This window comes from Aestuariivirga sp. (genome assembly GCF_965227715.1).
Lineage (GTDB): Bacteria > Pseudomonadota > Alphaproteobacteria > Rhizobiales > Aestuariivirgaceae > Aestuariivirga.
In genome coordinates, this window is sequence record NZ_OZ245771.1 from 1,393,627 (window position 1) to 1,405,651 (window position 12,025).

Genomic DNA, 12,025 nt, shown 5'->3' on the forward strand with positions numbered 1-12,025 from the left:
TCACTTCACCCTAATCAGCGCAAATGCGGTTAATTTTTCATCAATCCGCACTTACGTAAACTATTCGCTTTCTAGCACGATTCGCGGGGCCGGGCGGGCCAGGGCCCCACCCTCCAGGCTGGCCCAGACTTGCCGCGCCACATCACGGTACAGGGCGGCATGCAGGCTGTCCGGCAGCGTCGCCACAATGGGTTCCCCTGAATCCGAGCGCAACCGGACCTCCTTGTCGAGGGGAATCTCGCCGAGGAAGGGCGCGCCGATCCGGGCCGCCTCCTCCCTGGCGCCGCCATGGCCGAAGATTTCATGGCGCTCGCCGCAGGCCGTGCAGACGAAATAGCTCATGTTTTCAACAATGCCGATCACCGGCACGTTCACTTTCTTGAACATGTTCAGGCCTTTACGCGCATCGATCAGGGCCAGGTCCTGCGGCGTCGAGACAATTACCGCGCCCGAGAGGGGCGTTTGCTGAGCGAGGGTCAATTGCACGTCGCCTGTGCCAGGGGGCATGTCGATCACCATGACATCCGCCGGGCCCCACTCGGTATCGCGCAGAAGCTGGGTGAGGGCTGACATCACCATCGGGCCGCGCCAGATCATGGCCGTATCCTCAGGCACGAGGAAGCCGATCGACATGACCTCGACGCCATAGCGCGTCATCGGCTTCATCTTCTTGCCTTCGGCGCTGGAGGGCTCGGGCTTTCCCGTGAGGCCGAAGAGCTTGGGGATCGAGGGGCCATAGACATCCGCATCGAGCACCGCGACCCTGAGGCCGAGCGACTGAAGCGCCAAGGCCAAATTGACGGCGGTGGTGGACTTGCCAACACCGCCCTTGCCCGATGCAACGGCAACCAGATGCTTGATGCCGGGAATGCCGCTGCCGCGCGGGGCTGCCTGCCCCGGCTGCGCTGGCGGAGGCGCTTTCCCCTGCTGCGGCGGGCGTTCGGCCGTCAGGGCCACCATGGCTTTTTCGACACCGGGAATACCGAGAACCGCCTTCTCGACAGCACCGCGCAGAATCTCCATTGTCCGCACATGCTGGGGCGTGGTGGTGAGCGCGAACATCACCGTTCCGCCCTTGATGGCGATATCGGAGACGAGCCCGGCGGAGACGACGTTGCCCCGCCCGTCAGGTGCTGCAATGCGCTTCAGAACCGAGAGGACGTCGTCTTGCGTGAGCGTGGCCATGTGGTTTGAATCCTTTGTGCTTTGGACATCTAGACTGCGAAGCACGGGGCTTCAAGGCGCGCTCAGAGGAGGGCTGCAACGCGCAGCTGCAATGCGGGAAGAAGCTCCGCCTCGAACCACGGGTTCCGTTTCAGCCAGCCGCTGTTGCGCCAGGAGGGGTGCGGCATCGGAAAGACCGGGAGGCTGAGCGCGGCGGCGTTCCGCCAGGCCCGCACCGCGCCATCCACCGTGCCGGGGAACAGCGGACCCATGTGCCAGCGCATGGCATGGGCGCCCAGGCAGATGACGAGGGCCAGATTGGGCAGCTCCGCCATGAGCTGCGCCCGCCACAGCGGCGCGCATTCAGGCCGCGGCGGCAGATCGCCACCTGCCGCATCAAGCCCCGGAAAGCAGAAGCCCATGGGCAGGATGGCAAACCGGCGCGGATCATAAAAGCTTGCTTCATCCACCCCCAGCCAGCTGCGGAGCCTTTGGCCCGAGGGATCGGTGAAGGGCTGCCCCGAGGCATGCACCCGCACGCCCGGCGCCTGCCCCGCAATGAGGATGCGGGCCTCGGCCGCCATCTGCAGCACAGGGCGCGGCGGGTGCGGCAGGGGCTTTCCGGCCGGGCTTTCGACGCAGGCACGGCAGGCCCGGACGTGTTCGAGGAGCGCTTCGAGGCGCATGGCCCCTCCTACGCCTCCTTGTTGCTGACACCTGCGGATTCGAATGTGGCCATGCCATTGTGGAGGTCTGCCGCGGCCTTGACTATTCCTGCGGCCATGGCAGCGCCCGACCCCTCGCCCAGGCGCATGCCCAGTTCGAGGATGGGCTTCAGCCCCAGTTGTTCGAGCAGGCGGCGGTGCGCCGGTTCGGCGGAGAGATGGCCTGCCACGCAATGGTCCAGCGCATCGGACCGCATCGCTTTCAGAACCGCCGCTGCGGCGGTTGCCACATAGCCATCGATGATGACAGGGATGTGCTGCAGGCGTGCGGCGAGAACGGCGCCGGCCATGGCGGCCAGTTCACGCCCGCCCAGGCGGCGCAGCACTTCCAGCGGATCGCCCAGATGGGCCTTGTGGAGGGCCACCGCGCGGCGGACGGCATCCGCCTTGCGTTTCAGGCCTTCGGCATCAACGCCTGTGCCGGGGCCAACCCAATCCTCCGCCTCGCCGCCATAGAGGGCATGGGCGATGGCCGCGGCAATGGTGGTGTTGCCGATTCCCATTTCGCCGATGCAAAGAATGTCGCAGCCTTCGGTTGCTTCCATGCCATAGGCCATGGTGGCTGCACAGTCCGCCTCATCGAGCGCTGCATCCTGGGTGATGTCCCGCGTGGGCTTTTCGAGGGCCAGTTCGAAGACTTTGAGGCCTAAGTCGAACCGCTTGCAGATCTGGTTCACCGCAGCACCACCATTCTGAAAATTGGCGACCATCTGGCGTGTCACGTCCTGCGGGAAGGCCGCCACGCCCTGGGCGACCACGCCATGGTTTCCGGCAAAGACTGCAACGACCACGCGCTCCGCCTTTGGCGGGTGCTGGCCCTGCCAGGCGCAGAGCCATTCCGACAGGCTTTCGAGGCGGCCCAATGCGCCGGGCGGTTTGGTGAGCTGGCCTTCCCGCGCACGGCAGGCGCGCACGGCCTCAAGGTCCGGGCCGGGAAAGTCCTTCACAAGGCTGCGGATATCATCGAAAGGCAATCCGGTTGATGCATTTGTCATTTGCGAAGAAGGCTCCTATTTACGAGCTCAATTCACCACAGGAATCGGGTCTGCCAATTATCATGAGCGACGCGTTCGAGCCTCGCAGCGTACACCGGGGGCGGTTCAGGCCTTTTGCCTCCTTCCTGACGGCGCTCAGATTTCTGACCCGCCTGCCGGTGCCGTTCGTGCGCACGGTGGACCCCCCACCCTTGCGCGATTCCATGTGGATGTTTCCCGTGGTCGGCATGCTGATCGGCGCGTTTTCAACAGCAGCGCTGGTGCTTGCCCATTTGGCGCGGCTGCCGGATTTGTTTGCAGGCCTCTTCGCCCTTGCCATCGCCGCCATGCTGACGGGCGCGTTTCACGAAGATGGCCTGGCAGATGTGGCCGATGGTTTCGGCGGCGGCGCCACGCGCGAGGAACGCCTCGAGATCATGAAGGACAGCCGGATCGGCGCTTACGGGACGCTGACCCTCATCATCACGATTCTGATGCGCGCTTCGCTGCTGACGGCGCTGTTGGAGCTGCGGCCCATCGCCATTCTGGTGCTGGTGGCGGGTGCTGCGGCCTTTTCGCGGGCCCTGATGGTGGATCTGCTGTGGGCGACCAGGCCCGCGCGCGCCAACGGGCTATCCGTGCTCGCGGGCCAGCCCGGCCGCAACACCACGCTGCTGGCGCTGGCGATCGGCGGGATTGGGGCGGGAATCGGCGGCAGTCTGGTCCTCTCGCCAGAAGCGGGCGTGCTGGCGCTGGTGGCGGGCGGGCTGGCGCTGGCCATGGTGCGCGCGCTGGCGATGCGGAAGATCGGCGGGCAGACGGGGGATGTGTGCGGGGCGGGCCAGATCCTGGCGGAGACGGCGATGCTTGCGGTCTATGCGGCGGCGGTTGCGTTTTCGTGATGCGCCGCTTTTGAGCCATCGAGCGGCGTTTCCCGGCTTTGAAAGAACCCGATCATCACTATGTTTTCAAACATGAATGCACCCAACCAGATTGCCATCGAGACGCCGTGCATCAAGATCTGCGTGGTTGATCCCGAAACCGGTTTTTGCATCGGCTGCGGGCGCACGCGGGGCGAGATCGGCGGCTGGCTCGGCATGTCTCCCGAGGAGCGGCGGGCGGTGATGGGAGAGCTTGGCCACCGGGTGGAGCAACTCACCAAGCGCAAGACCAGGCGCGGCGGGCGAGCCGGACGGATTCAGGCGCTGAACGGCGGCTGAGCCCTATTCGGCGGCCACGTTCATCGGCTTGAGTCGTGATGCCACTTCGGCTGCGGCCTTGTCCAGCACGTCCAGCCCAGCACCTGGCTTCGAGGCCTCTTCCGAGAGAACACGGCGCCAGAGCTTTCCGCCGGGCTGGCCGTGGAACAGGCCCAGCATGTGGCGGGTGATGTTCTGGAGCCACACGCCTTCCGCCAATTCCTTGGAAATATAGGGTTTCATGCGCTCCACCATGTCGAGCGCCGTCACATCCAGCTCTTGCGGGGCGCCATAGATGCGGTGGTCGACCTCATGCAGGATCCAGGGCGTGTGATAGGCGGCGCGGCCCAGCATGACGCCATCGACATGGTCCAGATGGGCCACTGCATCATCCATGGTTTCGATGCCGCCATTGACAAGAATGGTGAGCCCGGGATGCTTTTTCTTGAGGGCATAGACCCGCGCGTAGTTGAGCGGCGGCACCTCACGGTTCTCCTTGGGCGAGAGGCCTTTGAGCCAGGCCTTGCGGGCATGGACGATGAAGGTGGTCACACCCGACTGCATGACCGTTTCCACGAAACGGGTGAAATCTTCCTCCTCGTCCTGCTCATCAATGCCGATCCGGCACTTGATGGTGACGGGCACCCGGACTGCGGCCCGCATCGCCCCCAGGCAATCCCGCACGAGTTCCGGCTCCGCCATGAGGCAGGCGCCGAAGCGGCCGGTCTGGACCCGGTCAGACGGACAGCCGACATTGAGGTTGATTTCGCGGTAGCCGAAATCCTCACCCCACTTCGAGGCTTCCGCCAGGAGTTCCGGCTCGCTGCCGCCGATCTGGAGGGCCACCGGCTGCTCGATCTCCGTAAATCCCAGGAGGCGCTGCCGGTCGCCATGGCGGATGGCGCGCGCGGTGACCATTTCGGTATAAAGCAGCGCATGGCGCGTGATCTGGCGGTGGAAGGCCCGGCAATGCCGGTCCGTCCAGTCCATCATGGGGGCGACCGCGAAAATTTTTTCCTTATGATTCAATGCAATACCGCTCGTGTCTTCGTGGGAGTGCCGCGCGCCGTTTGTTACGCAGGAATTTTGCTGAGATCTATCTCATTCTGCCCGTCACGTACACGTTGCGCGGACCGAGGGCGGCAACATGAGATGGCCGCGGGGTTTGATACCACAAACCAAGTCTCCCGAAGGTGCCGGACGAAAGGTCAGCGGCAGCTCACCCCGCAGTCCACCGGCCCTCATATCACGTTGTGGGCGCGCCGCAGCAAGACCACTGGCGAGGGAGATAAGTATCCGCGACGGCCCTGAGGAAGTCCGGGTCTGGACGGTGGATCGGGTGAGGTTGGATCAGCAGAAAAGTAATTTAATTGAAGAAATTGAATGTATGCAACCTGTAGCTACTCCCAGTGCGTGGACGAAACCCCGCAAAGATGATCAATATTGACCATTCTGGTGTGAGTTATTGACCCAGTTTAACAATGGGCGGTTGAGATACAAGGAGGACAGCGTGTTCACATGTCCAGTCCAAACGAGTTAGCTTTTGATCTTGACGATTATCTAGGAACGATTGGCACCGGCCCGAACGTCACCAACTATGCGATGGGCCAGTTTGTTTTTTCTCAAGGAGAGGCAGCCAACGCTGTCCACTTCATTCGCTCCGGCGAAGTAAAGGTCACGGTGGTCTCCGAACAGGGGAAGGAAGCGGTTGTCGCATTTCTCGGCATCGGAGATTTTTTTGGCGAGGCCTGTCTGGCCGGTCAAGAGCAGCGGTTGGCCACCATAACCACACTCACCGCCTGCGCAATCCTGAGATTGGAAAAGGCGGCCATGCTTCGTGCACTTCGCGAGAAGCCGGACTTCGCCGATCGATTCATTCACTACCTCTTGACGCGGACGCTGCGGGTCGAAGCGGACTTGGTCGACCAGCTGTTCAACTCCAGTGAAAAGCGGCTGGCGCGGTTGCTTCTGCTGCTTGCAAATTTTGGTGGTGACGGCGCTCCCCGCCCCATGCTTGCCAAGATAAGCCAGGAGACACTCGCGGATATGATCGGAACGACACGCAGCCGTGTCAGCTTTTTCATGAACAAGTTCCGGAACCTGGGATATATTGACTATAATAGTTCAATTACGGTGCACAGTTCGCTGTTGAACGTCGTCCTGCACGATCAGCCGCACCTCCGCAGGGACACGCCACTTAGCGTGCGATGCGACGATTTATTGGATTGAACGCGACGTCAGGCGATAACTTCGTTCGCCAAGGACCGGACAAGCCTGAGAGGGTTGTTCTCGCGGTCACGCAATTTTCCTGTCTCATCATCTTCAGGCTGCACGGTGCGCGGAGTTGATCGCGCTCTCAAAAACTTTGCGATGCGAGCTACTTTGACCATATCGGGGCGGCGAAACTCCATAAGGATGATTGTGTCATTGTGGAGTCCGACATGCAGACCTCTCAGCAAAGCTATTTCAACGTGGCGGGTGTCAATCCGAACCCCGGCGCCAATATCGTGTATATCTGGTGCCATGACAGAGTGGCGGACAGCTATGTGCTCATTGGATCGGGCCACATCGTAACGCAGCTCGAGCGCGGCCGCCCGCCGGGCATCCAAGTTGGGCAGTTCAGCGTGACCTTCCCTCTGCCTGCTGAATTTTCAGCCTCGGACGTCAGCCTTACGGATGACTCCGCCAGCGAGGGACGCCTGGAGCGTTTCACCCTCACAGCATGCTCCGGCGGAGGCGTGCTGCATGCAGGAGCGGTGAACTCCGGCAGTGCGCGCGCGAGCGCTCATTCAAACTCAATGAAATCCCACTAACGGAGTTGATGACATGTTAGTTGAAGTAAGTGGCCGCGATGTTGCCGGTACGACCATGTTCATCTACCACAACAATGGTGATGGAACCTACACGTTACTCGGCAGCGCCAGCAACACGACCGCTGCGAACACGGCGGCAACCGGATCAACCCCTCAACTCGCATCATATTCGGCTCTTGTTTATCTGCCGGACAATCAGAGTATTGCCGATATCATCGTCTATAATCAGGCCGGAACGATCCAGACGCTTGGAACCGACCCTCAAACCAACATGAACTTCACCGTCGAGATCATCTCGGCGCCAATAGGTGCGACGGGTGCCACCGGCGCCACAGGTGCGACGGGTGCGACGGGTGCAACCGGTGCTACGGGCGTTGGCACGACCGGCGCCACAGGTGCAACCGGTGCCACGGGTGCCACGGGAGCAACTGGAGCTACAGGAGCTACGGGATCAACCGGAGCCACTGGTGCGACCGGAGCCACGGGCATCGGCGCTACTGGTGCGACTGGGGCCACTGGTGCGACAGGTGCCACGGGCGTCGGAGCAACAGGTGCGACGGGCGCAACTGGGGCCACGGGCTCGACTGGAGCCACAGGGGCGACAGGTGCCACCGGCGTCGGAGCAACAGGTGCGACGGGCGCGACTGGGGCCACGGGCGCGACTGGGGCCACGGGCGCGACAGGTGCCACTGGCGTCGGAGCAACAGGTGCGACGGGCGCGACTGGGGCCACTGGCGCGACCGGCGCCACAGGAATTGGTACGACGGGTGCGACCGGTGCCACGGGATCAACTGGAGCCACAGGTGCGACGGGCGCCACAGGTGGAGTTGGCGCAACGGGCGCCACCGGTGCAACGGGATCAACCGGTTCCACTGGCGCGACCGGTGCAACTGGCGCGACAGGAGGTACCGGAGCAACAGGTTCGACCGGAGCAACAGGTTCGACCGGAGCAACAGGTTCGACGGGAGCAACGGGACCAAAGGGTGCTACAGGTGCAAGCGGGTCAACGGGCCCGACTGGCAGCACAGGTCCCATTGGCCCGACGGGGCCTACGGGTCCCGCGGGGCACGTTGTACCCTGCAAGCCCAGGAGCTCCAGCAGCAGCAGCGCCAGCACCATGAAGTTTGCGTCCAGCCGCTCGACCAGCACGGCGACTGGTTTGGGCAAGACGGCGGATACCAGCAAAGTGGGCAAGACCAGTGCCCATGGTCCCAGCTTGAGTGAAATCTCGCAGAAGGGATCGGCCGCGCTGATTTCCACCAGCGAAACATCTGGCTCCGGCGCAGCAGGTGCTTCCTTCGATCCGTTGAGCACGTCGGGTGCGACTGCACCCCTGGGCTACACGAACTCCGCGCAGGCCTGGACCGCATCCAGGCACTGACACATGGCGTCACCTGAAGAGGCCGGCGGGCAGGCGCCGGTCTCTTCAGCTTCACTGTTCCGGACATAGCTGAACGGTACCCCGACATGACAGATGCCAGCTTCCCCGCAACGCCTGCAAGCCAGCGTGAAAGGTTGCTGCTTACCGTCCCACACGCCGCGTTTGGCACGGCAGCTGAAGACCATGCGATTGAAGAGGACGGCACCGAACAGAGTGGCGAGCAACTTCAAGCCCGCCTCCACGCCGCGATGACCATCGCGCGATACCATGGCGTCTACCCCGACCCCCAAACGGCACAGCGCGCAGCGGCGCAGGGTGTGCCGAGCATGCCCATACTGGTCGACTGGTTCCAACAATCGGGACTTCTGGCCAAAGGCCTCCGCATTTCCTTTCATGACCTTTTGAAAATTGACAGTCCGGCGCCCATCCTGCTTCTCCTTGCGGGAGGGGGAGCTGCTGTGGTGGTGGGCCGGGACCGCGAAAAGCGCATCCTTCTGCTGCTCGATCCCCGCGCTCGTGCCGGAGCGGCCCACGTGCCGGTGGACGAACTCAGCCTCAAGCGGGTGTGGGACGGCACATGCCTCTTGGTGCGGGCACCGCGCGGAGATGCCGCCGAGGAGAAACCCTTCAACCTCGCACTGCTCACGCGGCTCGTCTGGGGCGAAAAGACCATCTTGCGGGATGTCGCCGTGGGCTCCGTCACAATCAGCATACTCAGCACGCTGCCTGTGCTGATGATCATGACCACGCTCAATACGGTGATGATGTATCAGAGCTTCAACACCTTGACGCTGATCGCGGTGGTCCTGCTCATTGCGCTGGTGTTTGAGATGCTCATTTCCTGGTCACGGCGCATGCTCCTCGTCATCCTGGCGAGCCGTCTCGACACGCGATTGAACCTCGCGATTTTCGATCGTCTGATGACCCTTCCGCTCGATTTCTTCGAACGCAACCAAGCAGGCGAGCTGTCCTACAAGATCGGTCAGCTCTATCGCGTCCGCGAATTCCTTACCGGCCGCATGATGACGACCTTCATCGACGTGATCATGGTTCTGCTCCTGCTGCCGATCCTCTTCTACATGCAGGCCACGCTCGCCTGGACGGTTCTGGCCGCCGCCGGCTGCATCGCATTGATCATCGCTGTTTTCCTCAAGTCGATTGAGGGCATTACCAAGAGGCAGATCCAGGCCGAGTCTGACAAGGGCTCAACGCTCGTTGAAAGCATCTACGGAATACGCACGGTGAAATCCTTGTGTCTTGAGGATACGCGCGCCGCCGAATGGGACGAAAGGGTGGCCAAGGTCGGTGAAATCAACCTGCAGCTCGGGCGCCTCAGCAATTGGCCCATGGTGCTGGTGATGCCGTTTGAGAAGTACACCCAGGTCGGCGTTCTTGTGCTGGGTGCGTATATTGCATTGACCTCGGCGGACCCGGTTTCGGTGGGTGGTTTGATCGGGTTCATGATGCTCGGGAGCCGGGTGGCGTCTCCGCTGGTCAGTCTCGCGCGCCTCCTTCAGGATGTTCAGGAAGCGCGGCTGTCGCTTGCCCAGGTGGGCTGGGTCTTGAATCGCAAGACCGAGAGGCACGCGATGAGCCACGGCCTGCGCCCGAAATTCGAAGGCGGCATCAGCTTCGAGGACGTGACGTTTCAGTATGAGGGCACCAAGGTTCCCGCCCTCGACAAGGTCAGCTTTTCCATTCCGCCCGGCACAATGGTCGGGCTGGTTGGCCGGTCCGGTTCTGGCAAGTCGACAATCGCGCGGCTGCTGATGGGAATAAACCGTGACTACTCCGGCAGCGTGAAAATTGACGGTACCGACCTTCGCGAGATCAATCTGCGGCACCTTCGCCAAAGCTTCGGCGTGGTCCTGCAGGACAATTTCCTGTTCAGAGGCTCGGTCAAGGACAACATCATCGCTGGCCGCCACGGCCTGACCTTTGAGGACGCCGTGCGGGCGGCAAGGCTTGCCGGGGCGGAGGAGTTTATCGAGCGCCTGCCTCAGGGCTATGAAACCTGGATTCAGGAAGGGTCTCCCAATCTGTCTGGAGGTCAGCGCCAGCGCCTCGCAATCGCCCGGGCGCTGATCGTCGACCCGAAGCTCATGATCCTTGACGAAGCAACCTCGGCGCTCGATCCCGAAAGCGAAGCGCTGATCAATGCGAACCTTCAGCGCATTTCCCGTGGGCGGACCATGGTTATCGTCTCGCATCGCCTCTCCTCTCTGGTCGATTGCGACATGATCCTGGTCCTCGATCACGGTGAAGTGGTCGATCTGGGCCCGCACCGCGATCTTGTCGAACGTTGTGCCGTCTACCGCAAACTCTGGCTGCAGCAGAACCGTCATCTCGAGCCACAAGGAAAAACCCATGTCGCGTTTGCTCCTTCCGCCGCCCGCGGCTAGCGCCGAAAGCGCAGCGAAGAGGAATGCGCTTCCGCTTGCCATGCTGGAGTTCGGAAGCCCATCCGAGGCCTTCATCGCCACGCCCATTCCAGCGTCTTCACGCGCGATCAATCTCTCGGTTTTCCTGCTCGTTATCTCCGTTCTGGCCGCCAGCGCGCTGATCAGCACGGACAGGATTGTCTCGGCGAGCGGAAAGCTGGTCGCAGATTCGCCCAACATCGCCGTGCAGCCCTTCGATCAGACGATCGTCGAGAGTATCGAGGTTCGCAGAGGAGATATTGTGCACAAGGGCCAGATACTCGCCCGCCTCAATCCCACCTTTACGGCGGCGGATGCCTCAGCCATCGAAGATCAAGTCGATCTGCTCAGCGCGAAAACGGCCAGGCTTCTCGCGGTGACCTCAGGGACGGCCTATGCCGTTGATCCGTCGAATGCGCATGAGCTTCTTCAACGGTCCATCCTCCAGCAGCAGACCAATGAATATAACTCCATCCTGCAGAACTACGACCGGAAGATCGAAGAGCTAGAGTCGCAGATCGAGGGCGACTTGTCACAAGCCACTTATTACCGGGCGCGGCTGAGCGTTGCCACCGACATCGAGAACATGCGCAGCAATCTGCAAGAGCGCGAACTCGGAAGCAGGCTCAATACGCTTCTGGCCCTGGACGCCAAGCTGAACATGCAGGGGTCCCTTTCAGCATCCGAATCGAGTGTCGCCAAATCCCGCTCGAGGATTGCGGCCGAACAGGCGGGGCGGCAGACATTCATCGAACAGTGGAACCGGCAGAATTCGCAGGAACTGGCCGACACGCGCGGCAAGCTTGTTCAGGCCCAGCAGGAGCTGGCGAAAGCATCCCTTCACCACGAACTCGTGGTTCTGACCGCGCCGCGCGATGCCATTGTCCTGTCGGTTGCAGATGTATCCGTAGGGTCCGTCGTCAGCAGTGCTCAGCCTTTGATGCTGCTGGTGCCGGCGGATGCACCGCTGTCTGTCGAGGCAGATATCTCCGGGGTCGAGAGCGGATATATCAGCCCGGGCGATGCGGTTACGATCAAGTTCGATACGCTGCCTTTCCTGCAATATGGCAGCGCGCGGGGCCTGGTGCGCGCGATCAGCCCAGACAGCTTCAGCCCGGAGTTCGCTGGCCAGGCGGTTGGATCGGTTCTGCCGAACAGACCGCATACGCTCTATTACAAGGGCGACATATCGCTCGACGCGCTCATGCTTCACAACACGCCCCCTGGCTTCCGGTTGATGCCCGGAATGCCCGTTGTTGCTGAGGTCAATATCGGGAAACGCACCGTGCTCTCCTATTTCATCGACAAGATCGTGCCGGTTGCCTTCAACAGCCTGAACGAACCTTGAG

11 protein-coding genes are annotated in these 12,025 nt (G+C 62.1%); 7 read left to right on the plus strand and 4 right to left on the minus strand.

The window, feature by feature from the left end; translation table 11 throughout:
- Positions 1-60: 60 nt before the first annotated feature.
- The 3 genes from ACO06F_RS06715 to cobT form a co-directional block, all read right to left on the minus strand.
- The gene (locus ACO06F_RS06715; RefSeq protein WP_421695915.1) at positions 61-1,185 is read right to left on the minus strand and encodes an Mrp/NBP35 family ATP-binding protein; all 1,125 of its coding nucleotides are present in this window, start codon (positions 1,183-1,185) and stop codon (positions 61-63) included.
- Positions 1,186-1,247: 62 nt separating this feature from the next.
- Positions 1,248-1,850: a uracil-DNA glycosylase family protein gene (locus ACO06F_RS06720; protein WP_421695916.1), complete on the minus strand. Its 603-nt coding sequence runs from the start codon at positions 1,848-1,850 to the stop codon at positions 1,248-1,250.
- Between the two features lie 8 nt (positions 1,851-1,858).
- Positions 1,859-2,884 carry a nicotinate-nucleotide--dimethylbenzimidazole phosphoribosyltransferase gene (gene cobT / locus ACO06F_RS06725; protein ID WP_421695917.1) on the minus strand — a complete coding sequence of 342 codons (1,026 nt, stop codon included), beginning with the start codon at positions 2,882-2,884 and terminating at the stop codon, positions 1,859-1,861.
- A 62-nt stretch (positions 2,885-2,946) separates the two neighbouring features.
- On the opposite strand from cobT, the gene cobS reads away from it, so the two are divergent.
- Complete coding sequence (gene cobS, locus ACO06F_RS06730) at positions 2,947-3,765, plus strand: adenosylcobinamide-GDP ribazoletransferase (protein WP_421695918.1); 819 nt, start codon at positions 2,947-2,949, stop codon at positions 3,763-3,765.
- Positions 3,766-3,837: 72 nt separating this feature from the next.
- On the plus strand, positions 3,838-4,083 hold the full coding sequence (locus tag ACO06F_RS06735; RefSeq protein ID WP_421695919.1) for a DUF1289 domain-containing protein: 246 nt from the start codon (positions 3,838-3,840) through the stop codon (positions 4,081-4,083).
- 3 nt (positions 4,084-4,086) lie between these two features.
- On the opposite strand, the gene dusA is transcribed toward ACO06F_RS06735, so the two are convergent.
- Positions 4,087-5,055, minus strand: a complete 969-nt coding sequence (gene dusA / locus ACO06F_RS06740; RefSeq protein WP_421695920.1) for a tRNA dihydrouridine(20/20a) synthase DusA — start codon at positions 5,053-5,055, stop codon at positions 4,087-4,089.
- Positions 5,056-5,580: 525 nt separating this feature from the next.
- On the opposite strand from dusA, the gene ACO06F_RS06745 reads away from it, so the two are divergent.
- From ACO06F_RS06745 to ACO06F_RS06765, 5 genes are all read left to right on the plus strand, one after another.
- Positions 5,581-6,291 (plus strand): Crp/Fnr family transcriptional regulator, encoded by a 711-nt coding sequence (locus ACO06F_RS06745; RefSeq protein ID WP_421695921.1) that lies wholly within the window; start codon positions 5,581-5,583, stop codon positions 6,289-6,291.
- A 212-nt stretch (positions 6,292-6,503) separates the two neighbouring features.
- The gene (locus tag ACO06F_RS06750) at positions 6,504-6,875 is read left to right on the plus strand and encodes a hypothetical protein (protein WP_421695922.1); all 372 of its coding nucleotides are present in this window, start codon (positions 6,504-6,506) and stop codon (positions 6,873-6,875) included.
- 13 nt (positions 6,876-6,888) lie between these two features.
- Positions 6,889-8,256 carry a collagen-like triple helix repeat-containing protein gene (locus ACO06F_RS06755; RefSeq protein WP_421695923.1) on the plus strand — a complete coding sequence of 456 codons (1,368 nt, stop codon included), beginning with the start codon at positions 6,889-6,891 and terminating at the stop codon, positions 8,254-8,256.
- A gap of 86 nt (positions 8,257-8,342) precedes the next feature.
- Positions 8,343-10,658 carry a peptidase domain-containing ABC transporter gene (locus ACO06F_RS06760; protein WP_421695924.1) on the plus strand — a complete coding sequence of 772 codons (2,316 nt, stop codon included), beginning with the start codon at positions 8,343-8,345 and terminating at the stop codon, positions 10,656-10,658.
- On the plus strand, positions 10,624-12,024 hold the full coding sequence (locus ACO06F_RS06765) for an HlyD family type I secretion periplasmic adaptor subunit (RefSeq protein WP_421695925.1): 1,401 nt from the start codon (positions 10,624-10,626) through the stop codon (positions 12,022-12,024). The genes ACO06F_RS06760 and ACO06F_RS06765 overlap by 35 nt, the downstream gene beginning before the upstream one ends.
- The last annotated feature ends 1 nt before the right edge of the window (position 12,025 follow it).